The following is a 23189-nucleotide window of genomic DNA, read 5'->3' as shown; positions in this document are numbered from 1 at the left end:
AATGAAGAACGTTGGATGGATTATTTTAGGGATGCTATTGATTGTCTTGGTCAGTGGGTTGCTCTATTATTTTGTCCATCCGATGTTTGGCGGAAGCTTTAAAGGTGCGCGATTGGAGCGGATGAAGCAATCGCCTAATTTCAGAAATGGTGTCTTTCATAATCTTGAGGTGACACCATCCTTGAAGAGTGATGTAAACATCGTCTCTTTAATGTGGGATTTTCTTTTTAATAAAAAGCCGGGACTTAAGCCATTGGATGCATTACCGGCCATGAAATGTGATCTAAAAAAACTGCCCGCCCAGGATATTTTGGTCTGGTTTGGACACTCTTCTTATCTGCTGAAAATTGATGGCAAACTGCTGCTCGTTGATCCTGTATTCAGCGAAAACGCCTCGCCCGTTCCGGGGAGTAACAAGGCATTTAAAATCGCTGTGGATTATACTGCAGCAGACTTTCCAAAAATAGATTATCTATTTATTTCCCATGATCACTATGATCATCTTGATTATGAGACCATAATCAAACTGCGTGATAAAGTTGGTCAGGTCATCTGCGGTTTGGGGGTAGGTGCGCATTTCGAATCTTGGGGTTATAAACCACAACAGATTATCGAAGGCGATTGGTATGATCAAATAAATCTTGTGCCTGATTTTCAGGTAACTTTTACGCCTGCTAGACATTTTTCCGGACGTAGGATCACGAGAAACAATACTCTTTGGACTTCCTTCGTCCTGAAAACACGGAAATACAATTTGTTTCTAGGTGGTGACAGTGGTTATGGTAAGCATTTCAAGACAATAGGCGAGCGATTCGGTCCCTTCGATCTGGCTATACTGGAGAACGGGCAGTACAATGATGCCTGGCATTATATTCACTCTTTACCCGAAGAGTGGGGGCTTGAAACCAGAGACTTACAAGCCAAAGTCACTTTGCCTGTCCACTCGTCAAAATTTGCTTTGGCCATGCACGGATGGAAAGAGCCAATGGAAAAGTTTTATGAAACTGCTCAAAAGGAACATAGTAAACTTATTACCCCAAAGATAGGAGAACTGGTTCATCTGAATAAATTGGATACTGTATATTCCCCTTGGTGGCGGGAGGTTAATTAATTATTGCTTGTTCTTTTCAGCAATCCACAACGACATATATTTTGTGCTCTGTACAGTGTGATGCAAGAGTATCTGGCTAATAAAATTGTGTTGCCGATGTTTCTCCAGCTGTACCTTAAGTAAGGATAGATTGGTCATAAAGTCCGCTTGATATTTGCGTTTCTCGTAACGTTCGTTGATGATACGGATACCGTTGGCCTGCGCTGTTGCCCAGGCAACTTTGTCGTTATAAAGTGCCATGGTTTTTTGGCAGAAAGCTTCGGGTTCATCTTCAATAAAACCATTCCAGGATAGGTTGCCCTTCATCGCCTCAGCGCCAATCGATGTCGTGACGGTGGGGGTGCCAGTATGCATGGCGTCGATAAATTTGCCTTTCACTCCTGCGCCAAATTGAATCGGCGCAATCAATAGTCTGTAGTTGGACATGGTGTCCTTTGCAGAATCTGTTCTTCCCTTGATATGAAAATTCTCTTTGGGATTATGTAACTGAAGGACTTTCTGTGTCGGATATGCCCCATAGATATGTAACTCTACTTTATGGAGAATTTTACGAAGAACTGGCCAAATCGTTGTTTTTAGATATTGCACGGTATGCCAGTTGGGTTCATGGATGAAGTTGCCGATAAATAGCAGATTTCTTCGTTCTTCAAATGACTTCCAGGTATTCGCCTCGTCGACCGTAATTTCATCTTCCAGAAAAGGTAGATAGTATAGAATATCAGGCGAGATCCGAAAGACTTCCGTCAGTATTTTCATTTCAGACTCCGAGATAATTAATGATAGATCACAACGCAATATGGAAGCAATCTCCCGCTTTGCTGTTTCTGTAAACAATTCTTGAAAGGAAAAATCGTCTTTATTTTTGACGCACGCTTGCCGTGCCTGTCGTAAGAAATGGAGATCCTCGGTGTCGAGTACCCGAAGTGCACCGGGACACTGTTGAGCCACCCTCCAGCCATATTGCTCCTCGATCATAAACCTATCGAATACAACAATATCGGGTTGTAACCATCCAATAAATTCGTCAAAACTATCACTATTGAGCACAATAGCTTGTTCGGTAATACCTCGCGACTTTAATGGGGCACTATAGGGGGATTTGGCTGCTGCAGAAGCAAAAGTAATTTGATAAGAACGATCCAGGAATGTCTCGATCAGTTGCATCATCCGAAAACCGGCGGCTGATGATGTTGGTTCCGGCCAAACCAGCCCGATGAATAATACCCTTTTCTCTTTCATGGGTGAAAATTACTGATTAATGTCAAAAGAATTGACGAAAACTTAACAATTTGTCATTTTGAAACGATTAGCTTTATTTCGTGTTTATTATACGGTACGGTTATTAGACAATAAACGATAATATGGGCAAGACTATTGTTCAACGCATTAGACGTTTTTCACCAAAAACCTATTGGAAGGAACTAATAGCTGTTTTGGTTATTTTAATGGCTTTTGTTTTTTTTAGAAATGAAAGGAAAGAACTCGCTGCCATTATTCCGCAGTTAAAAGCGGCAGATCTAACCTGGGTTTCGGTCGGCATTTGTATAACCCTGCTCTATGTCCTATTACAAGGTGTAATGTATGTGCAGAGTTTCAAAGCCATTGGTCTTTCGATCAACTTGAAAATTGCCATAGATCTATTCCTAAAAAGAAATCTGCTCAGTGTATTTCTTCCTGCGGGCGGCATTAGTTCGCTCGCTTATACAACTACTCAGTTGCGAAAGCGGAATCTGAATACGACGCAGATTCATCAGGCTGGTGCGCTGTACGGGTATGTAGGACTGTTAACTGTCTTTATGATTGGTGTCCCCGTCATATTGTATACCATTTTGGACAATAAAAATTTTGGTGATGCCTGGATTTCATTGTTAATTTTGGGTATACTGCTGGGTGTTGTATTCTGGTTCATATGGTCTTTCCGTACACACAAAGGAATTTACCGTTGGGTAGAACTAAAATTTCCTGCTGTTGCCTCCAATATAGACGAGATATTTTCTGGGGAAGTAAAAATGAAATATCTTCTGGGTACCGTGTTGGCGTCTATGGTTGTTGAATGCTGTGGGATAGTCCATGCTTTTGTCAGTATGTATGCACTGGGCTTAGATCATTCCTTTGAAGCAGCGGCTATCGCCTATACCGTTTCGGTGGTTTTAATGATTGTGTCACCTTTTCTAAGAGGTTTAGGAGCCGTAGAATTAACGATGCTGTATATCTTCAAGGCCTATGGCTACGGTCAGGCAGAAGGCTTGGGAATAACTATTCTTTATCGCGTATTTGAATTTTGGCTGCCACTATTGTTAGGGTTAATCGCTTTCGCCTGGCGGGGTAGACAGCTTTTGGCGCGTGTAGGGCCAGCGTTGCTGATCTTCTTCTTGGGCATGGTTAATATTGTTTCGGTACTGACGCCGCCTTTGGCTGATCGAATGAAGCTGGATCGGTTTTATTTACCCCTTGAAGCGATCCATGCATCTAAGTTTATGGTTTTTGTTCTAGGAGTCGGTTTGTTGGTTACGTCGGCTTATTTAATCAAAGGTTTTCGTGTAGCCTTTTGGATCGCAGTTATTTTTAGTGCGCTGTCGTTATTTGGACATGTGTTTAAAGCGTTGGATTATGAAGAGGCATCGGTAGCGTTAATGACACTCGTTTTTTTGGGGATCAGTTATAAGCAATATCCAATTAAAAGCAATATTCGCTGGGTGAGGATCGGGTTTGTAACATTCGTCGTTGCATTGGTCGCGGTGTGTTTGTTCGACGTATTAAGTTTCTACTTTATTGATAAGCAACATTTTGGGGTTGAATTTACTTGGCGGCAGTCCATTTATCATACCGCAAAAAGCTTTTTGTTGTTCATTGATGATGATCTGATGCCACATACCAATTTTGGGCAGGAGTTCTTACGTATTACACAGGTCCTGGGGATTTTTTGCTGGTTCGTTCTGATCTACGCGCTCGCTCGCCCACGCCTGATCATAGATGAAGATTCTAGTAAATCCGAGCGTGAACGGGCGCAACAGCTACTGGATGAATTCGGACAGTCTGCCATGGATTTTTTCAAACTCGGGAAAGACAAATATCTTTTTTTCTCTGAGATTTCCGAAGGGTTTACAGCCTATAGATTGGCAAATGAGTTTGCCATAGTATTGGATGAGCCGGTATGTGAACAGGGGGATAAAGAAGAGCTTGTCGAGGAGTTTGATCGTTATTGTTATGCAAATGGATTAAAATCGATTTATTATCGGGTCGATGAAAACAGCTTGGTTCATTTCTCATCGCTTCGTAAACAGAAGATAACCATTGGGCAAGAAGCTGTTTTGGAACTGGAAACATTTACGCTCGAAGGAAAAGAGCGTAAATCATTGCGCAATGGACTGAATGCAATCCAGAAAAAGGGATTTACAACCGCAGTGCTGAAGGCTCCGCAGCGTGCAGCAGTCCTTGGTGAACTTCGGGCTGTTTCGGATGAATGGCTGAGAGAATTCGATAAAAAAGAAATGGTTTTTTCTCAGGGAATGTTCAATACCGAAGAACTGATCCAACAGGATATTATTGTCCTTAAAAATGGGAACGGCAAAATCGTCGCTTTCTTGAACGTCATTCCTGATTACGCCAAAGATGAATGCACTTACGATATGATCCGAAAATCACTGGAAGCACCCAGCGGGAGCATGGATGCGTTGATAGTAGAGATGATCAGTTATGCAAAAGCTCAAAAATATAGTTACCTGAATCTGGGGATGGTTCCGATGACGGGACTGGAAGCAACGGAGAGCCCTGCAGAAAAGATTATGAAATTTGCGTCAACGCGACTTGGGAATTTTAAACATTACCACAGCTTACGTGATTTTAAAGAGAAGTATGCGACTTTTTGGGAAAATAAATACCTTATCTTTGATAACGATTTTGATCTGATACAGCTTCCGGCAGCGCTAGTTAAAGTAATGAAACCGAATGATTAGTGTCATCTTGAGCGGTATCCAGCGTGTAATACTATTCCGATGAAAAAATTGACCATTTTATGTATAATCGGCTGCGTGGCATTTCATACTTTTGCGCAACAACGTTTGGTCGAGATGAAATATTGGAACAACAAAACAGTATTGCCTCTGGTGCTTTATTTAAGTGGAGATGGTGGTTTCAATTCTTTTTCGAATAAGATATGTCAGTTAATTGCCGATGCTGGATACGCTGTGGCAGCGATTGACTCCAGGAGCTATTTTTGGAGGAAAAAAACACCTAAGGATATCGCTGCGGATATGTCAAATACACTCAAAAATCTGATTTTGTCTCGACAGAACCACCAGTTTTTTATTGTGGGATATTCTTTTGGAGCAGATGCGGTACCTTTTATCATAAATCGTATTGATCCCTTAATAAAGGAAAATGTACGTAGCATTGTGTTACTGGAACCATCAGTATCGACCGATCTGGAGATACATATTGCCGATATTTTGGGCAGAAGCAGCACCAAACGGAGCCTTGATGTAGTTGCTGAGATAAACCGGATAGAAGGCATCAAAACAAGTGTGGTGTTAGGAGATGATGAGGCTGAGTTTCCGGTAAAAAAGATTACATTAAAAAACTTTAATAAGAGCTATCTTTCGGGCGGACATCGTTTTAGCGGCAATGCGGAGCAGGTCGTTAAAACAACATTATCTCTTTTTTGATATTTTCTTATCCTAGATCAACTAAATTATGAAATGGAGCCGCTATTTTTGAGTTAGTTTTTAAATAGAGAAGAGACATGGAATTAGGAATAGGAATGTTTGGTGACTCGAGGATAGACCCCGGTACAGGTCAGATCCAGGCGCCACAGGATAGAATGAAAGAAATAATCGAAGAAATCAAACTGATGGATCAGGTTGGATTGGATTTCTTTGGGATCGGTGAGCATCATCGGGCAGATTATGCCGTTGCTGCTCCGGAGATTATAATGGCGGCGGCAGCCACAGTGACCCAAAACATCAAGTTGGGTAGCGCTGTTTCCGTATTGAGTTCGGCAGACCCCGTCAAATTATTTCAAGATTTTGCAACAGTAGATCTCTTGTCCGATGGTCGGGCAGAGCTCATGGCTGGCAGGGGGTCATTTATTGAGTCATTTCCGTTATTTGGATATGATTTAAAGGATTATGCGGATTTGTTTGAGGAGAAACTGGAACTTCTACTTCGGTTGAATAAACAGAATCCGGTTACCTGGCGTGGCAATTTTAGAGCTCCTTTGATCAATCAGGAGATTTTTCCGCGACCAAAGAATGGATCTTTGCCAATCTGGGTTGCAGTAGGAGGTACCACTTCATCTGTTATCCGTGCTGGAAAACTAGGTTTACCTGTCATGTTCGCGATTATTGGGGGGATGTACGAAAGTTTCGACCATTTGTTCGAGATGTATCGTCAGGCCTACGAAGATAATGGGCACGATATGGCAAAATTTCAAGTCGGGGTTCATATGCACGCTTTTTTTGGCGATAACAGTGGGCAGATTGCGGACTACTATTATCCCATTTACTCGGCACAGATGGATCGTATTGGAGCAAGCCGCGGATGGCCACCTTATCAACGGACACAATATGACTTTGGCAGGTCTTCAAGAGGACATCTTATTGTTGGAGATGCTGAATATGCCGTTGATAAAATTTTGGCAATCCATGAAAAATTTGGATTGACACGTTTCTCCGCGCATATGGACGTTGGCGCTCCGGGACACAAAGAGATGTTGCGGTCAATTGAAATTTATGGCGAAAAAATAGCACCTAAAATTAGGTCAATACTTAATAGAGATAGCTAAAGAAAACATTATCATTTTTTTTAAGCAGAGATATTAACTACCTTTGGCTTTAAATTATTTTAGAAAGTAAGATGCTTGGACTTAAGTTGTTGACAGATCCGCGATGGGCAAATATCGCGGAAGGAAATTTGGAAGAGATTTTGACAGATCATGCCTGGTGTGAACAAAAGGCTGCTTCAAACGCAATATCCTTGATCACAAACAACTCAGAGCACGAGGATTTGGTTCATGAATTGACAGCTATAGCCATTGAAGAGATGGAGCATTTCAAAATGGTCATTGACATCATTAAGGAACGGGGCTATACATTGGGTCGCGAGCGGAAAGATGACTATGTCGGTCAATTGATGAAATTTTCCAAAAAGGACGGTAGCCGCAATATGGCGTTTATCGATAGACTATTATTTGCTGCAATGATTGAAGCGCGTAGTTGTGAGCGGTTTAGGGTCTTGTCTCAAAATATCCAGGACAAGGAGCTTGCTCAGTTTTATTACGATTTGATGGTTTCCGAAGCGAACCACTATACAACTTTTCTGAATTTTGCAAGGAAGTATTCCGTAGATGTCGATGTGGAAAAACGCTGGAAAGAGTGGTTGGATTTTGAAGGTAAACTGATCCAGTCTTACGGAAATAAAGAAGCCATACATGGCTAATGGATAGCGAATCTACCTATTTTAAAACACATACATAACAGTTGTCCCGTTCTATTTTCTTTAGAACGGGATTTTTTGTCACTTAATTATTCTTATCTTTGTACCGTGATCGAAAAAAGTAAAATAATAGATATCAGGAGTTTGTCTTTGAGTCAGATCAAAGATCAACTGACCGCGTTGGGTGAACAGGGCTTTCGTGCAAAGCAGATTTATGAGTGGATATGGGAAAAATCTTGTACAGATTTTGATCAAATGAGTAATCTGAGTAAGGCCCTGCGTGAAAAGCTGAAGGAAAATTTTACGATTAATGCAGTCAAAGTTAAAGAGTCACAAATCAGCTCGGACAAAACCATTAAAAGCAGCTTTAGGCTCTATGACGGTAATATCATAGAAGGCGTATTAATTCCTGCACCTGAGCGTATGACTGCCTGCGTGAGTTCGCAGGTGGGCTGTAGCCTGACCTGTAAATTTTGTGCAACAGGTTACATGGATCGAAAACGTAATCTTAATGCAGATGAAATTTATGACCAAGTGGTACTTATTAGTAAACAGGCTGAAGAAAACTATGGTCAGCCTTTGACAAATATTGTCTATATGGGTATGGGTGAGCCACTATTGAATTACGCCAATATGATGAAGTCTGTTGAGCGGATCACAGCTCCGGACGGCCTTAATATGGCTGCGAAACGAATCACTGTGTCAACAGCCGGTATTGCGAAAATGATCAAGAAACTAGGAGACGATCAGGTACGGTTTAATCTTGCTCTTTCATTACATGCGGCAAATGATAAAAAGCGTAATGAGATTATGCCGATCAATGAGCAGAACTCTTTAGCTGCACTAGCTGAAGCGCTAAAATACTTTTATGCCAAGACAAAGAGTCCGATAACATTTGAATATATTGTATTCAATAATTTCAATGACGAGTTGGAAGACGCTAAGGAGCTTGTTAAATTTTGTAAGCATGTCCCCTGTAAAGTAAATTTGATTGAATATAACCCAATTGCTCTGGCCGACTTCCTGAATGCCGAAGCTGACAAGATAGACGTATTCGCGAATTACCTAAAAAGCCAGGGAATTATCACCAATGTAAGGCGAAGCCGAGGAAAGGATATTGACGCGGCATGCGGACAATTGGCAATAAAAGACAAGGATAAAGAGACTGCTGAGGCTTAGTTTGCAAGATTGTTGCTATCTTTAGCTGAAGAAGTTAGCATTATGCCATTTGATCTACGGAATATTCTTGGTGATTTTGTTTCCATATTCTTTCCCAAAGAATGTGCCTGTTGTGGCTGTGTGCTAAAATATCAGGAAAAATATATCTGTATTGCCTGTGATTATCATCTGCCTTATACCAATTTTCATACGTATTCGGATAACGATACCGCTAGGCAGCTTTGGGGCAAAGCGCCTATAGAAGAGGCTTGCTCTTTTCTCCTCCTACAAAAGGGGAGTCGTGTAGAGCGGCTAATCTACCAGATTAAATATAATAACCAGCCATTTTTGGCAGAATATTTTGGTTATCAGTGTGGCCACAAGCTCCTTCAATCCGAACTGTACGTTGGATTATCGGCTATTGTTCCAATACCATTACATACGAGTAAGCTTCGAAAAAGAGGGTATAATCAATCGGCCTATTTTGGTCGTGGACTGTCGCGGGTGATGCATATTCCCTTATGGGAGGACGTATTGATACGTAAACGGGCAACAATGACACAAACAGGTAAGGACCGTTTAGCGCGTTATGAAAATGTGGAAGATATCTTTGCCTGCAAGGAGCTTTCAATGCCACAAGATGTACATATTTTACTTATTGATGATGTACTGACAACCGGTGCTACTATTGTCTCGGCCGCAATTACGCTGCAGGAATCCCTCGGATGTAAAGTGTCCGTGGTAACCTTGGCCCGAGCCCAATAGTTTTATTCGATAGCCGGGTTTATCGCTAATCAGTGCCTCCTGTCGACATAATTCAACAGATAGGCAAATCCGGCCATCCCAATCCCTACAGAATCAGCAAATAAATCCCACAAGTCACCACTACGGTAAGTAAAAATATAGAGCTGAAGTAATTCCGTCAATCCTGCAAACAGAAAACCGAAAAAAGAGACAATAAAGATGGGTAACCAGCGTGTTGGTTTTCCGCTAAATTGTTGGATAACACCGTTGTACATCAGTGTGCAAAAAACAAAAAACATGCCCGCATGAACGAGTTTATCCATTCCGGGGTAGCTGGGAACTGTATCAAAGTTATTTCCGGGGAGCGTACATAAAACAATGACTATGATGGCCCAAATAAAACACCATTTGTAGTCCAGTAGGATTTTAATCATGGGGATAAATATCCAAAAATTTCTTGATAGAAGTGAAATGTAAATAATTTTAAAAAATTATTTGCCTAATAATCAGTCTGTTAATATATTTTTTTGTTTTATATGGTACTATGTATTGCATGGTACCATAAAATACATATATCTTTGTATTGTTATGATAGCTGAAAATACACAAATCCAAATGAGGAAGGGGATACTTGAATATTGTATCCTATCCATAATTTCTCGAGGAGAAATTTATGCCTCCGATATTATCAGCGAACTGAAGAAAGCTCAATTGTTGGTTGTGGAAGGAACCTTATATCCGCTTTTAACACGTCTAAAAAATAATGGCTTGTTGAGTTATATATGGAAGGAATCGACTTCAGGTCCGCCTAGAAAATATTATGAAATTACCCAAGAAGGACTTGATGTCCTTTCAAGATTGGACATTACCTGGAATGAATTGGTGTTTGCTGTAAACACATCATTGGTGGGTAGAAACAATGATTCAACTAAACCAGTTAAAGACAATAGCGATGAATAAGACAATAATTATCAACATAAATAGCATCGTCTTCCATATTGAGGAGGATGCTTATGAGGTACTGCGGTCGTACATGATTGATATACAGAAGCATTTTGGTCAGTCGGAAGACAGCCGTGAGATTTTGCAGGATATTGAGAACCGTATTTCAGAGATGTTTACAGAGAAGATCCAGGCGGGCAGTAAAGAGGTGCTCAATATGGAAGATGTAAATGCAGTTATTGATCAAATGGGGAGGGTTAGTGACTTTGAGTCGGAAGATCAGGATGACTATAGCTCCTTTCGGCATGAACCGAATACCAATGGTTTTAAGGTCGGTAAGAAATTAATGCGGGATCCCGACGATCGCGTTTTCAGTGGAGTCTGTAGTGGTCTTGGCCATTTTTTTGGAATTGAATCCAAATGGGTAAGGTTACTTTTTGCACTTTTTGTCATAATCGGTGGATCGGGACTATTGGTTTATGTGATACTTTGGATCGTGATGCCGCCAGCGATTACAAGAGCGGACAAAATGGAGATGCGTGGTGAAGCGCCTAATATCCAGAATTTTAAGCGCTCTTTTGATGAAGAAATGAGTGGTGTGAGAGATACCTTTTCACGTGGACTGGATCGTACAGGAGATGGGGTGACAAAGCTATTGCAAATCATCGTGAAAGCTATCGGTGTCTTTTTTGTCATCCTTGTCGGGATAACGCTTATCGGATTGATTATCGGGCTGATATTCTTTGCATTAGCTATTGTAAACGTGATTCCTGATGTGATGGACGATTCCGGACCGTTTTATTTAATGGATCCCAGTGATGTGCCATTTGCCTTGATTGCGGGCTTTTTGTCCATATTCATTCCGCTAGCAGGGTTATTTTACCTGCTTTTACGTGTGCTCTTCGAAAAGAAACCGATGAATAACTATTTGACAACAACACTTTTCTTGGTGTGGTTGGCATCTATAGGAGCCATTATCTATTATTCAACCTCGGTTGCAAAAGAATTTAGGGAGTCGAGTACGATTGTCGAAGAAAAACCTTTACAAAGACAGCCTGTATACTTTTTAAGTGAAAATGATGTTCGGGTTATCCGTTTAAAAAATGGAGTGAAAACTGGTATCGGAATAAAAAGCGAGAATCTTTCGTCCTATCTGAAACGGGATATCCGGATCCGCATAGAACGTATTGACTCTTTGCAGGCACCTTATGTACGTTATGAATATTCTGCAAAAGGCAGTACCTATAAGATGGCTACAGATAGAGCTGCAAAGATCAATTATGCACTGAAGCAAGATACTGCTGCGTTGATTTTTGACAGTGCTTTTCAATTGAGCGAAGGTGAACGCTACCGTGATCAGGAAGTGAATGTTACTCTGTTTTTGCCTGTCGGAACAAAATTGGTGATCAATGATAATTTGGAAGGTAAATTGCGCGATATTTCATTTTACGATTGCCGCGACCGCTATAATAAAGATTTAAGGGATGTCAAGGATGTGGAATTTATTGTGACTTCGCTCGGTGTTAAATGTGCTTTGCCTCCAAAAAAATCAGATGAAGAGGAGGGAGAAGATTCTGACCGTAATGAAGTTGTTATTGCCGATACTTCCATTGTGATCCGTCGGGATACCATCATCAACGCGAAAAAAGATGGCGTGTCCGTTCAAATAAAAAATAAATAATAAGCTGTCTTCCGCTTCAACCGGGCGGAAGACAGATCATACAAGCCAATACCATGATGATGCCATTTAGCGCTGAGGTCAACTTGTAACAAGATGACGATGGCCCTTTTGAAGTTTCATTACGTTAAACAAGATTATCCTAATAATGAAAAAATATTTTTACTTCTTACTGGTAAATTTTTTAATTGTCTCCTTTGCCCATGCGCAAGTGAAAGTTACTGGGAAAGTGCACTCGGCAGATCATTTGCCGCTGCCTTTAGCAACGGCCTACCTAATGAAAGCTAATTCTGCTGTTGTCTTAAAGGCGGTAGTCACCAATGAGTACGGAGAATATCAATTCACGGACGTGGGGCCCGGAAATTATCTCGTTGAAGCAAAGATGGTGGGATATACTTCAAACCGAAGTAGCTCTTTTGCTATCGATAAGTCCGATTACTCTCCTGCTGTGATCGAGTTGATCGCGGATAACAGAAAATTAGAGGAAGTTACCGTGGAAGGTAAACGTCCTATGGTCGAGAGTAAGCCCGGTAAGTTGATCCTAAATGTAGAGAATTCTCCATTGGCTGCCGGCAACAATGCACTGGATATCGTGCAGCGTGCGCCCGGTGTTAGCTTGGACAACAACAATAATTTGCAATTGATGGGACAATCGGGGGTGGCCGTTACCATTGATGGACGACAAACCTATATGTCCGGTGAGCAACTTTTGAGCTTTTTAAAAAGCACGGATGGTAATCAGATTAAATCCGTTGAAGTGATTACGACACGATCCGCTAAGGATGATGCTGAAGGGGCTGTAGGAACAATCAACATCGTCCTTAAGAAGAATCGTATGGAAGGATTTAACGGGACCTTTAACCTGACGGCAGGAAGCGGTGAAAAATTCAAGGGAAATAGTTCCCTTTCATTAAATTACAAAAAGAATAATACAACACTGTTTGGTTCCTATGCTTATTCGGATGAAAAGTCTTACCGTAAGCTGTATATAGACCGGGTTATACAGAATGATGGTAAAAAGAAATATTTCAATCAAAAATCAATATTGGATGAAGATGAACGCAATCATTCCTACCGTTTTGGCGTTGAACAAAAGACATCTTCAAGAAATACATTAACACTGCAATTCAATGGGTCAAATAATACCGAATACAATGACAATGACAGTAGGACGAATATAGGTACTACCGTATCCGCTTATGATACGATATTAAGCTCATCGTCCTCTTTCAAAGAATTGTTTGACCGCTACTCCGCTAATCTGAATAATGAGTTTAAGATAGATTCCAATGGACGGAAACTGACTGTTGATTTGGACTGGAGCAAATTTAGGAGCAATAAACGTGTCACCTATCGCAATGAATATTTTGATGCCGGTATGAAGCCAGTTTCCCCGTTGGAAAATGAACGCAGTGGAATGCCAATCGGTATCGATATCTATGTTGCAAAGTTCGATTACGAACATCCCTTATCAAAAAAATCCAAGCTTGAGATGGGGGGGAAATATTCGAATGTAAAGTCTGATAATGATCTGCTTTTTGAAATGTTGCAGAAAGACTCCCTACAGAATAGCTCCTGGATAAATGATACGACACGTACAAATCATTTTGTCTATAAGGAGCAAATAGTGGCGGGCTATCTCGATTATAATACAAGCATTGGAAAATGGAGTTTAAAAGCTGGTGTGCGGGGAGAGTATACGATGTCAGATGGAAACTCATTAACAAAGAGCAAGCGTGTGAAACGTGATTATTTTCAACTTTTCCCCAACGCTAATTTGACCTATTCGCTAAATGAGAATCATATATTGTCTATAGGTTACACCAGAAAAGTGACCCGTCCTAATTATCGTCAACTGAATCCATTTGATTATTATATTGACAAGTTGACCTTTGAGCGCGGAAATCCGTATCTAAATCCCCAATTTTCCAATGAATTCACATTGAATTATACCTTGTTGCAGCGTTATAATGTGACATTGGGTGTCAATGATGTGAAAGACGCAATTGTAGAAAGCATGGGACAGGACTCCGTCAGAGATAAGACTTGGGTTGTGCGGGAGAATTTAGGTCGGAATTTAACCTCTTATTTAAATCTAAATATTCCCATTACGGTATTGAAGATCTGGAGCATGAATAATAATATCACTGGAATCTACTTTGATTTTGATGGTATGATTTCAGGCATTCCGATCAAAAGGAAATCATTTCTCCTTCAAGCGAATTCCATGCATAATCTAAAATTAAGTAAGAGTCTTACGGCTAATGTTAATTTACGCTATTTTTCACCTTTTAAATACAGTGTGTATGACTTAGAGGGAAGATGGGACATGGAAGTGGGAGCGACCAAAACATTTAAAGATCAGCGTAGTTCCTTAAAATTGGCGGTGAGTGATCTATTCAATACTGGCAATCAAAACCTGGTCACTACTTTTGGTCAATTTGATTCTCAGATCAGGCAACGTCAAGATCGTCGGGTTATACGGCTGACCTATTCATACAAATTTGGTAACCTTAAAAATAATTACCGTAAGAAAGATACAAGCAACGAAGAGAAAGAAAGAGCGCAATAATTACTGTTCGTTAATTAATTGTATAAAGCCGTAAGAATTTCTTGTTTTTACGGCTTTTTATTTAATCATTGGTGATCAGTTCGGTGGGTAATACACGGGTCTCAAATTCTGTAATAGGATATTTGGCTTCTATCAGTTTGATCAGCAGTTCGGTAGCAATTTTCCCCATTTCGAAAGCAGGTTGTCTGATTGCTGTGACTTTGGACGAAAATAGTTCGACAACATTAGAATTTGTAAATCCGGCAATAGCGATATTGCTAGCGGCGCCGAAATTTCTTTTTTTTGTAACATGAAGGTATCCCGTGGTCAATTTGTCTCCAGAGATAAAAATGGCATCAAAACCAATTTGGATAAGCTCTTCGATCGCTTTTTCAATTTCGTCTAAATGCAGACCCCCATATTGAGAATATTTGACAAGATTCGGGGCAAAATCGATATGATTTGCCAGTAATGCCTTTTTATATCCTTCTAAGCGATCTCTTGTTATGGACAAGGATTTTGAGCTTGTCAGATGCGCGATTTTCTTGTTTCCGAGTTTTATAAGATGCTGGGTCGCATCGTAGGCCCCTTGCTGATTGTTGACCACGACCTTGTACGTGTTAAACTGTTTTGGGATTCGATCAAAAAATACAATTGGAAATCCACGTTCTTTTAATTGATGGAGATAGGAAATGTCCTCGGTTTCTGAAGACAATGCAATCAGTAGGCCATCTATGCCTCTGGATGTTAGGTACTCCACATTAAGCCGTTCCCTTTCCGAAGACTCATGTGTCTGTGAAATAATGATCTGAAAATTTTTGTCATAAGCAATAGATTCGACGCCGTTGATGACTTGGGAGAAGAAATTATTGGCTATTTCACTGACAATGATACCAATGGAGTGGCTTCGACGTTCCTTTAAGCTCCTCGCAATGGGATTAGCACGATAATTGATTTTTTCGGCATATTCCAATACAACTTTTTTTGTTTCAGGACTTATTTCATAACTATCTCTTAATGCTCTGGAGATGGTAGAAGTTGATAAATTAAGCGCTTTAGCAATGTCTTTGATTGTATAGTTTTCGAATTTCATAATCGGCAAAATAGACTATAATATTAATCAAAAAAAATTACAAAACCTAATTAAATCCCCTGTGCAAACGTTATCGGCAACGTTTGCACAACTTTATTAATGATACTGGCATTAACAAGTGAAATATACTTTGTAAACTTGATTATAGGATAACCAAATAAATATCCATGCAGTTCGTGCAAAAGTAATTTAATCATTTTATTTAAATACCTAAAAATATGAAAAAAATCGGTACACTTATTTCGGGCTGTGTGATGATAATTTTTCTCTTGGCTTTACAGCGAGAACAAGTCCGCACAATCTATATAATTGGCGACTCTACAGCTGCGGATAAAGACAGCCATACCTTTCCAGAAACTGGTTGGGGAATGGCCTTTGCAAAGATGTTCAATCAACAGGTGAAGGTCGATAACCGTGCATTAAATGGGCGTAGTTCCAAATCCTTTAAACATGATGTGGGCAAAGATGGAAGTGCTGTAAATCATTGGAAGCCTATTTTTGAAAACCTTCGTCTAGGAGATTATGTGTTCATTCAGTTTGGACATAATGATGAAAAGATCCATAAACCTGCTGTGGGAACTTCGTTGGAAGAGTTCGAACAGAATTTGACTTTCTATATCAATCAAACAAGAGAGAAGGGCGGTATTCCGATTCTTTTGACACCGATAGTACGGCGTAAATTTGAAAATGACGTGCTCGTGAAAACCCATGGAACATATCCTGCAATTATCCGTAAGGTTGCTAGGGATATGCAAACTCCTTTGATTGACATGGAGGATAAGACAACAAAACTTGTCATGTCCTACGGAGTAGAGGACAGTAAGAAATTGTTTTTGCATGTGAACAGCGGTGAAAAGAATTATCCACAGGGAAAGAAAGATGATACGCATCTGAATACTTTTGGTGCTAAAGAAGTGGCAAGACTCATTGCCGAGGGGATTCGCGATTTACAGTTACCTATTCAAGACAATCTGATTCTGAAGTAACTTTAGGACGTTATAAAATCAGGAAGAAGCATAGACTCAAATCAATTTGATTGACAGAGGGACGGCTGTCGTAAAAAGATGCAGTGGATATGAAAAGTATTTGAGAATTTCTGAAAAAATGAATACAAAAAGCGACATCGATAATCTCGATGTCGCTTTTTTGTATCATCCGTATACTAGAAGATATATTTCGTGCTTAAGAAATTTGATTCATTTTCACTTACGATGTCATTTAATAGTTTTTTGTTTTCCTCAGTGAATTTTGTCGCCACTAAAGAACGTATGGAGAATGAACGCAAGGCATCGACTACTGACAACGTTCCTTCAGCACTGTCCTTTCTACCTGTGAAAGGGAAAGTATCCGGGCCGCGTTGGCATTGACAATTGATGTTTACACGGCTCACTTGATTGACCAGTGGATCAATAAGCGATGAAACAACAGCTGCATTATTGCTGAAAATACTTACCTGTTGTCCATGCGAAGATCCGATTAAGTATTCGATAGGTTCTTCCAGGTCATCAAAAGGAACGACTGGGATAACCGGGCCAAACTGCTCCTCTCTATAAAGTTTCATCTGTGAATTGACAGGATAAACAATCGCCGGATAGAAGAATGATTCAGCGACTTGGCCACCGTTCTCATTCACTACTTTCGCACCGTATGCTTTTGCATCTTCAATGCATTCAGTCAAATATGCCGGTTTATTGACTTCAGGAAGCGGAGTCAAAGATACTCCCTTTTCCCATGGCATTCCATATTTCAATTTAGCAACTTCAGCAGAGAGACGTTTCAGGAACTCTTGTGCCAAGCTACGGTGCACATAGATAATTTTAAGTGCCGTGCAACGCTGACCATTGAATGAAAGTGAACCCAATACTGTTTCAGAAACTGCTAGATTTAAATCTGCATCTTTGGTAATGATTGCTGCATTTTTTGCGTCCAAACCAAGAATTGCACGGAGGCGATTCACTTTTGGATGCAATTTTTTAAGTTCGTCAGCTACACGGCTTGAACCGATTAGCGTTAATACATTGATCTTTCCCGATTGCATTAGACTAGGGACAATTTTATTGCCACGGCCATAGATCGTATTGACAACACCTTTAGGGAAACTTGTTTTAAAAGCTTCTAATAAAGGATAGTGTAATAATGTACCATGTTTAGGTGGTTTGAATAACATGGTATTCCCCATGATCAATGCGGGAATCAATGTCGTAAAGGTCTCATTCAACGGATAATTGAATGGCCCCATACAGAGTACGACTCCTAATGGAGATCTTCGGATTTGGGCAACGATACCCTGTTCGATTTGAAAACGTGAAGAATCGCGGTCTATATCTTTCAGTGCATCGATCGTCGCATAGATGTATTCTACCGTACGATCAAATTCTTTCACGGAGTCAGCGTAGGATTTGCCAATTTCCCACATAATAAGCTTGACGACAATGTCCTTCTTGGCAATCATCTTTTGTGTGAAATTTTCAACACAAGTAATACGATCGGCAACGCTCATTGTCGGCCATTCTCCACGGCCATTGTCGTATGCTTTTACAGCAGCGTCTAAGGCTTCCATGGACTCTTTTTCTGTACAAACAGGGAAACTACCGATGCGCTTACGTTTCAAGCCATCCTTAGTCTTCACACAAATAGGTGAAAAAACTTCGTTTACTTGACCCGTCCAAGAAATCATTTCTCCATTGGAAAGGAACTCTCTTTGATCGACCTGTTCGTCGAGCGTAAATTCTGCGGGAATGTCTTTCTCCTCGTAGAAGATACCTTCTAAGTTTAAGCTCATTGTTTTTAAAAATGGTTTAGATTGATATTTATAAAGATATTGCTAATATAATATAAATTTTGCAATATATGTTAATTTTTTATTAAAATAAGTTTAGGAACTAGTGTTTTCATTACGACCCATGCAATTAAATAGGCAATGGCACAGAAGGAAAAGATAATGAAATAACCTGCTTCCTCGCCTTTGAAGCCCATAAAAGTCATCTGGGTTTCTTTGGCATAATCAAATAGCCATCCTGATGTTTTGTTGATAATAAAGGCTCCTACACCTCCCGCGAGCCCCCCAATTCCGGTAACGGTTGCAATGGAGCGCTTTGGAAAAGAGTCTCCAACAGTCGAAAAGATATTGGCGGACCAGGACTGGTGTGCGGCTCCGGCGAAACCGATAAGAATGACAGGTATCCAATAGGAGATATGTCCCAGAGGCTGTGCAAAGAGTACGACCAATGGCACAAAAGCAAACAACAGCATGGCTTTCATGCGCCCTTCGTAAGCGTTCATTCCTTTTTTGTCAACAAAATAGGTTGGTAGCCATCCACCATAAATAGACAACATGGTAATTGCATAAAGCACAAAAATTGCGAGCTGTCCTTCTGTATCCGATGATTTTATGTCGTAGACGGCAGAAAGATAAGCCGGCATCCAGAATAAGAAAAACCACCAGACTCCGTCAGTCATAAATTTTCCAAAGACGAATGCCCAGGTTTGCTTATATTTTAAGCATTCAGAAATGGTCGTTCTTGGAAGTTTGGTATCGCCAGTAGGTGTGATCTGCTGTTCATGGTCATCTTGATTGATATAAGCCAGCTCGGCCGCATTGACTTTTGGGTTTTCATTTGGCTTTTTATAGAGAAACATCCAAAAACCCATCCAGACAAATCCTAATGCACCGATGATGATGAAAGACATTTCCCAGCCCCAATGCGCGGCGATTACAGGAATGGTTAAGGGAGCTGCCAAGGCGCCAATAGTTGCACCTGAATTGAAGATACTCGTTGAGAGGGCACGGTCTTTTTTCGGAAAATATTCCGCAGTGGCTTTAATCGCTGCAGGAAAATTCCCCGCCTCTCCGACCGCAAGAACAAAGCGGGCAAAGATAAATAGATTGACACTGACACTGATTACTAACCCCACGTTGTTGACATGAGAAATTGCCTCTTTTGCGCCTTCGAAACCAACGAACCATTCACCAGCAACAATTCCTGACGTCGCTATACCACAGAAGGCATGCAGTATTGCGCCAAAGGACCAGATTCCAATTGCCCATAGAAAACCTTTTTTTGTATCCATCCAATCCACAAAGCGACCTGCAAACAGCATACTGATGGCATAAAAGATTGAAAACAGGGCCGTAATGTTACCATAGTCCGTATTTGTCCAATGAAATTCGGGGCTAATAAAATCCTTCCAGGTCAGGGATAGCACCTGGCGGTCCAGGTAATTGATTGTAGTAGCAAAAAATAGTAGGGAGCATATTACCCAACGGTAATTACCCTTTTTCTCCGTGTTGATCATAATGGGTTTAATAGTTTATTTTTAGTGTAAGCGTCTGTTTTTTCACGCTAATAAGATCCCTCCGTATTTGCTTTTTAAAGCTGGTACCAGAGGGATTTTACTGTTATCGTGCTTTCGAGACGAAGTCAAGTGCCTTTTTAGTGTTCTCAAATAAGTTGCCAGTGTCTTTAGGATCAATTAACTTACTGCCCATCCCTACTGCGCATACACCGGAGTTGAACCAAGCTTTTAAGTTTTCCATTTCGATTTCTACACCCCCCGTAGGCATAAATTTCTGACCTTTAAAAAGGTCCCGGATAGATGACATAAATGTTGGCCCCAGTATATTTGCAGGGAACAATTTTATAAGTGCTGCTTGTTGCTGTTGCGCTGTATAGACTTCTGTTGGGGTCATACATCCCGGAATCCATAATTTATGCTGCTCATGAACAAGCGACCCCACCAAAGGATTTACAATCGGAGAGACAATAAAATCGGCACCGATTTGCAGAAATTGTTGCGCTTCCTCAACCGATTTGATGGTGCCTATACCCAAATAAAGGTCAGGCATGTCAAGGTTTCTTGCGGCAATTAAACTCTCAAAAACTGTTAATGCTTCGGGACCACGGTTTGTAAATTCAAAGACACGTATACCGGCTTGGTATAAGGTTCGCAGAATAGCTATACTTTCGGCCTTATCGTGATGGAAGAACAAAGGAAGTATCCCTTGTTCAAGGATTTTATCTAATACAATTTCTTTCAAATTCATGCTATCATTCTATTTTTTATATCTTCCACTGTACTTGTTGTCGCATCGCTGGCGATAAACAGTTTATCAAATGCGGCAAGTGTTGCAAACTCCAGGGTCTCTTTGGGAGAAAGGTTGGAGTATAAGCCGTAAATCAAGCCTGCCATAAAGCAATCGCCGCTACCCACCTTATCCAAAATTTCTTCGGCTGTATATTCCGTTGATTTAATCAGGCTGTCTTTGTCAAACAATGTGGTATAATACTTGATACCTTTGCTTTGATGGTCAAAACGAAAGGTATTGGCCACATATTGACAAATCGGATTCACGGAAATGATCTCTTTGCTTGTACGATCTGCCTGTGCCAGTAAGTCTTCTTCCTGATACCCCGAAGAAGAAGTTCGGAATTTCTCGTCTAGCTGCGTGCCGAGCATTTGATGTGCAGCCCAGATATTCCCCATGATTAAATTGCAATTTTGGGCAATTTTAGGCATAATTTCTTTCGGTGCTTTCCCATATTTCCAAAGCTTTGCGCGGTAGTTAAGGTCCAATGATACAAAAATGCCTTTTTCCTGTGCTTTTATAACTGCTTCCTGGCATAGATCAGCAATATCTTGACTAATAGCAGGACAGATCGCTGAAAAATGAAACCATTTGACATCAGCAAAAATCTCTTCCCAATCAATGCTGCCAGCTTTGAGGTTTGCAAATGAAGAATTCGCACGATCATAGATGACACCGGCATTTTTTAGATCTTTCCCTTTTGGGAGATAATAAATCCCTAATCTCTCGCCGGTCCACAGCATAGTCGAGGTGTCTATGTTTTTGTTTTTTAGGTAGTTGTTAATACCTTCACAGATGGCGTTTTGAGGAATTGCGGATAAATAGGATGATGGTACATTCCACAATGCTAAGGCTGTGGCGACATTCAGTTCTGCTCCCCCCACGTAGAAAGGCAGCTGGTGTTGTTCAATCCAATCTTGTTCGATGTCGGGACAGATCCGTAACAACAATTCTCCAAAGCTTAAAACTTTACCCTGCATATTCATTAAAATTCAAAATATTCTTTCGCGTTATTATAGCTGATATCTGTTATGATTTTCCCTATCCATTCGATATCATTCGGTATCTCGCCCTTTTCGATGTCCTGCCCAAAGATGTCACACAATAATCTTCTGAAATATTCATGTCTCGGGAATGACAGGAAGCTTCTGGAGTCGGTCAACATACCAACAAGACGGCTTAATAAACCCATATTCGACAATGTATTGATTTGTTTTGTCATACCATCTTTTTGGTCTAAAAACCACCAGGCAGAGCCGAACTGGATTTTTCCCTTGATAGAACCATCGTTGAAATTCCCGATCATAGTCGCAATAAGTTCATTGTCCGCCGGATTGAGATTATACAAGATGGTCTTGGTTAGCTTATCTTGATTGTCTAATTTATTCAAAAAATTTGACAATGCACGTGCCTGGCTAAAATCTCCGATGGAGTCCCAGCCTGTATCTGGTCCGATCAAGCGATGCATACGGGCATTATTGTTGCGTAATGCACCTAAGTGGTATTGCTGAACCCAGCCTTTTTCATGATCCCATTCTGCAAAATAAATCAGCATTGCAGATTTGAATTTCAGATTTTCGGCCAAGGAGATTTCCTTTTTTGTACGAATTTTATCAAAGATCGTCACGATTTCCTGTTCGGTATAGTCTTCTGCATAGATTTGTTCCAGGCCGTGATCCGACACTTTGCATCCGTTGGCTGCAAAGAAATCATGTCTTGCTTTTAATGCCTTCAAGTAATCTCCAAGACTATTGATTTGAATATCGCTGACCTCTTCCAGTTTATCGATGTATTGATTCAACGCAATGATATCGTCCGAGTTCATGGCTTTATCAGGACGAAAGGCGGGAAGCATCTTGAACGATTCTTTCTCCTTGGCGAATTGTTGGTGAAACTCGAGACTATCGATCGGATCGTCGGTGGTACAAACGACCTCAACATTCATCATTTTCAATAATCCGCGAACCGAATGGCTATCTTGTTGTAATAAGGCACCTGTATCAGCGTATATCTTGGCTGCCGTTTTTGGAGACAGCAAATCTGTGATGCCAAAGTAACGTTGCAATTCAAGGTGTGTCCAGTGGTGTAATGGGTTGCGCAATGTATAAGGAACAGTTTCCGCCCATTTGATAAATTTTTCTTCATCCGAAGCATCACCCGTAATATAGCGTTCATTGATACCATTGGCGCGCATGGCCCGCCATTTATAATGGTCGCCATGCAGCCACACTTGGCTAATGTTGTCAAATTTGACATTATTAGCGATCTGTTCCGGAATCAAGTGATTGTGATAATCAATAATCGGCAAATGCTTTGAATAGTTGTGATACAGCTCTTCGGCTGTTTTTGTGTTTAATAAAAAGTTGTCGTCTAAAAAAGCTTTCATACAATATC

At 40.6% G+C, this 23189-nt stretch carries 19 protein-coding genes; 11 read left to right on the top strand and 8 right to left on the bottom strand.

Features of this window, described 5'->3' with window-relative positions; all coding sequences use genetic code 11:
* Nucleotide 1: 1 nt before the first annotated feature.
* On the top strand, nucleotides 2–1111 hold the full coding sequence (locus tag ABTV71_RS27535; RefSeq protein WP_433901743.1) for an MBL fold metallo-hydrolase: 1110 nt from the start codon (nucleotides 2–4) through the stop codon (nucleotides 1109–1111).
* On the opposite strand, the gene ABTV71_RS27530 is transcribed toward ABTV71_RS27535, so the two are convergent.
* Nucleotides 1112–2350: a glycosyltransferase gene (locus tag ABTV71_RS27530; protein WP_433901742.1), complete on the bottom strand. Its 1239-nt coding sequence runs from the start codon at nucleotides 2348–2350 to the stop codon at nucleotides 1112–1114.
* A 122-nt stretch (nucleotides 2351–2472) separates the two neighbouring features.
* Between ABTV71_RS27530 and ABTV71_RS27525 the strand changes: the two genes are divergently transcribed.
* From ABTV71_RS27525 to ABTV71_RS27500, 6 genes are all read left to right on the top strand, one after another.
* Entirely contained in the window at nucleotides 2473–5067 is a 2595-nt protein-coding gene (locus tag ABTV71_RS27525) for a phosphatidylglycerol lysyltransferase domain-containing protein (protein ID WP_433901741.1), read from the top strand.
* A gap of 39 nt (nucleotides 5068–5106) precedes the next feature.
* Nucleotides 5107–5775 (top strand): AcvB/VirJ family lysyl-phosphatidylglycerol hydrolase, encoded by a 669-nt coding sequence (locus ABTV71_RS27520; RefSeq protein WP_433901740.1) that lies wholly within the window; start codon nucleotides 5107–5109, stop codon nucleotides 5773–5775.
* 77 nt (nucleotides 5776–5852) lie between these two features.
* Nucleotides 5853–6893: an Atu2307/SP_0267 family LLM class monooxygenase gene (locus ABTV71_RS27515; protein ID WP_121121074.1), complete on the top strand. Its 1041-nt coding sequence runs from the start codon at nucleotides 5853–5855 to the stop codon at nucleotides 6891–6893.
* A gap of 71 nt (nucleotides 6894–6964) precedes the next feature.
* Complete coding sequence (locus ABTV71_RS27510) at nucleotides 6965–7546, top strand: tRNA-(ms[2]io[6]A)-hydroxylase (protein WP_108634623.1); 582 nt, start codon at nucleotides 6965–6967, stop codon at nucleotides 7544–7546.
* Nucleotides 7547–7621: 75 nt separating this feature from the next.
* Complete coding sequence (rlmN, locus tag ABTV71_RS27505; protein WP_433901739.1) at nucleotides 7622–8722, top strand: 23S rRNA (adenine(2503)-C(2))-methyltransferase RlmN; 1101 nt, start codon at nucleotides 7622–7624, stop codon at nucleotides 8720–8722.
* Between the two features lie 42 nt (nucleotides 8723–8764).
* The gene (locus tag ABTV71_RS27500; protein WP_433901738.1) at nucleotides 8765–9466 is read left to right on the top strand and encodes a ComF family protein; all 702 of its coding nucleotides are present in this window, start codon (nucleotides 8765–8767) and stop codon (nucleotides 9464–9466) included.
* A gap of 29 nt (nucleotides 9467–9495) precedes the next feature.
* On the opposite strand, the gene ABTV71_RS27495 is transcribed toward ABTV71_RS27500, so the two are convergent.
* Entirely contained in the window at nucleotides 9496–9879 is a 384-nt protein-coding gene (locus tag ABTV71_RS27495) for a VanZ family protein (RefSeq protein ID WP_121121070.1), read from the bottom strand.
* A 154-nt stretch (nucleotides 9880–10033) separates the two neighbouring features.
* On the opposite strand from ABTV71_RS27495, the gene ABTV71_RS27490 reads away from it, so the two are divergent.
* The 3 genes from ABTV71_RS27490 (at nucleotide 10034) to ABTV71_RS27480 (ending at nucleotide 14637) form a co-directional block, all read left to right on the top strand.
* Nucleotides 10034–10405, top strand: coding sequence for a PadR family transcriptional regulator (locus ABTV71_RS27490; RefSeq protein WP_104383543.1), 372 nt, complete (start codon nucleotides 10034–10036; stop codon nucleotides 10403–10405).
* On the top strand, nucleotides 10398–12068 hold the full coding sequence (locus tag ABTV71_RS27485; protein WP_121121068.1) for a PspC domain-containing protein: 1671 nt from the start codon (nucleotides 10398–10400) through the stop codon (nucleotides 12066–12068). The genes ABTV71_RS27490 and ABTV71_RS27485 overlap by 8 nt, the downstream gene beginning before the upstream one ends.
* Nucleotides 12069–12213: 145 nt before the next feature.
* Nucleotides 12214–14637, top strand: coding sequence for a TonB-dependent receptor domain-containing protein (locus ABTV71_RS27480; protein WP_121121066.1), 2424 nt, complete (start codon nucleotides 12214–12216; stop codon nucleotides 14635–14637).
* A 61-nt stretch (nucleotides 14638–14698) separates the two neighbouring features.
* Here the strand turns inward: ABTV71_RS27480 and ABTV71_RS27475 are convergent, their stop codons facing one another.
* Complete coding sequence (locus ABTV71_RS27475) at nucleotides 14699–15709, bottom strand: LacI family DNA-binding transcriptional regulator (protein WP_121121064.1); 1011 nt, start codon at nucleotides 15707–15709, stop codon at nucleotides 14699–14701.
* 218 nt (nucleotides 15710–15927) lie between these two features.
* On the opposite strand from ABTV71_RS27475, the gene ABTV71_RS27470 reads away from it, so the two are divergent.
* The gene (locus ABTV71_RS27470; protein WP_433901737.1) at nucleotides 15928–16695 is read left to right on the top strand and encodes a rhamnogalacturonan acetylesterase; all 768 of its coding nucleotides are present in this window, start codon (nucleotides 15928–15930) and stop codon (nucleotides 16693–16695) included.
* Nucleotides 16696–16871: 176 nt separating this feature from the next.
* Here the strand turns inward: ABTV71_RS27470 and ABTV71_RS27465 are convergent, their stop codons facing one another.
* From ABTV71_RS27465 to uxaC, 5 genes are all read right to left on the bottom strand, one after another.
* Nucleotides 16872–18491, bottom strand: a complete 1620-nt coding sequence (locus ABTV71_RS27465) for an NADP-dependent glyceraldehyde-3-phosphate dehydrogenase (protein ID WP_121121060.1) — start codon at nucleotides 18489–18491, stop codon at nucleotides 16872–16874.
* A 71-nt stretch (nucleotides 18492–18562) separates the two neighbouring features.
* Complete coding sequence (locus tag ABTV71_RS27460) at nucleotides 18563–20005, bottom strand: MFS transporter (RefSeq protein ID WP_394342578.1); 1443 nt, start codon at nucleotides 20003–20005, stop codon at nucleotides 18563–18565.
* Nucleotides 20006–20108: 103 nt separating this feature from the next.
* Nucleotides 20109–20753 carry a bifunctional 4-hydroxy-2-oxoglutarate aldolase/2-dehydro-3-deoxy-phosphogluconate aldolase gene (locus ABTV71_RS27455; RefSeq protein WP_433901736.1) on the bottom strand — a complete coding sequence of 215 codons (645 nt, stop codon included), beginning with the start codon at nucleotides 20751–20753 and terminating at the stop codon, nucleotides 20109–20111.
* Nucleotides 20750–21775: a PfkB family carbohydrate kinase gene (locus ABTV71_RS27450; RefSeq protein WP_433901735.1), complete on the bottom strand. Its 1026-nt coding sequence runs from the start codon at nucleotides 21773–21775 to the stop codon at nucleotides 20750–20752. Before ABTV71_RS27450 ends, ABTV71_RS27455 begins: the two co-directional genes overlap by 4 nt.
* Nucleotides 21776–21780: 5 nt before the next feature.
* A complete protein-coding gene (gene uxaC, locus ABTV71_RS27445) occupies nucleotides 21781–23181 on the bottom strand; it encodes a glucuronate isomerase (RefSeq protein WP_433901734.1) in 1401 nt (466 codons plus the stop codon).
* Nucleotides 23182–23189: the final 8 nt, after the last annotated feature.

It is taken from the genome of Sphingobacterium puteale (assembly GCF_050986225.1).
In the GTDB taxonomy this organism is placed as follows: Bacteria; Bacteroidota; Bacteroidia; order Sphingobacteriales; family Sphingobacteriaceae; genus Sphingobacterium; species Sphingobacterium puteale.
Note: the sequence above shows the minus strand (reverse complement) of the source record. Positions and strands in the feature narration are given on the sequence as shown.

Coding starts and splice junctions, on each gene's coding strand:
- ABTV71_RS27535 (WP_433901743.1), top strand. CDS start 2: ATGAAGAACGTTGGATGGATTATTTTAGGGATGCTATTGATTGTCTTG.
- ABTV71_RS27530 (WP_433901742.1), bottom strand. CDS start 2,350: ATGAAAGAGAAAAGGGTATTATTCATCGGGCTGGTTTGGCCGGAACCA.
- ABTV71_RS27525 (WP_433901741.1), top strand. CDS start 2,473: ATGGGCAAGACTATTGTTCAACGCATTAGACGTTTTTCACCAAAAACC.
- ABTV71_RS27520 (WP_433901740.1), top strand. CDS start 5,107: ATGAAAAAATTGACCATTTTATGTATAATCGGCTGCGTGGCATTTCAT.
- ABTV71_RS27515 (WP_121121074.1), top strand. CDS start 5,853: ATGGAATTAGGAATAGGAATGTTTGGTGACTCGAGGATAGACCCCGGT.
- ABTV71_RS27510 (WP_108634623.1), top strand. CDS start 6,965: ATGCTTGGACTTAAGTTGTTGACAGATCCGCGATGGGCAAATATCGCG.
- ABTV71_RS27500 (WP_433901738.1), top strand. CDS start 8,765: ATGCCATTTGATCTACGGAATATTCTTGGTGATTTTGTTTCCATATTC.
- ABTV71_RS27495 (WP_121121070.1), bottom strand. CDS start 9,879: ATGATTAAAATCCTACTGGACTACAAATGGTGTTTTATTTGGGCCATC.
- ABTV71_RS27490 (WP_104383543.1), top strand. CDS start 10,034: ATGATAGCTGAAAATACACAAATCCAAATGAGGAAGGGGATACTTGAA.
- ABTV71_RS27485 (WP_121121068.1), top strand. CDS start 10,398: ATGAATAAGACAATAATTATCAACATAAATAGCATCGTCTTCCATATT.
- ABTV71_RS27480 (WP_121121066.1), top strand. CDS start 12,214: ATGAAAAAATATTTTTACTTCTTACTGGTAAATTTTTTAATTGTCTCC.
- ABTV71_RS27475 (WP_121121064.1), bottom strand. CDS start 15,709: ATGAAATTCGAAAACTATACAATCAAAGACATTGCTAAAGCGCTTAAT.
- ABTV71_RS27470 (WP_433901737.1), top strand. CDS start 15,928: ATGAAAAAAATCGGTACACTTATTTCGGGCTGTGTGATGATAATTTTT.
- ABTV71_RS27465 (WP_121121060.1), bottom strand. CDS start 18,491: ATGAGCTTAAACTTAGAAGGTATCTTCTACGAGGAGAAAGACATTCCC.
- ABTV71_RS27460 (WP_394342578.1), bottom strand. CDS start 20,005: ATGATCAACACGGAGAAAAAGGGTAATTACCGTTGGGTAATATGCTCC.
- ABTV71_RS27455 (WP_433901736.1), bottom strand. CDS start 20,753: ATGAATTTGAAAGAAATTGTATTAGATAAAATCCTTGAACAAGGGATA.
- ABTV71_RS27450 (WP_433901735.1), bottom strand. CDS start 21,775: ATGCAGGGTAAAGTTTTAAGCTTTGGAGAATTGTTGTTACGGATCTGT.
- uxaC (WP_433901734.1), bottom strand. CDS start 23,181: ATGAAAGCTTTTTTAGACGACAACTTTTTATTAAACACAAAAACAGCC.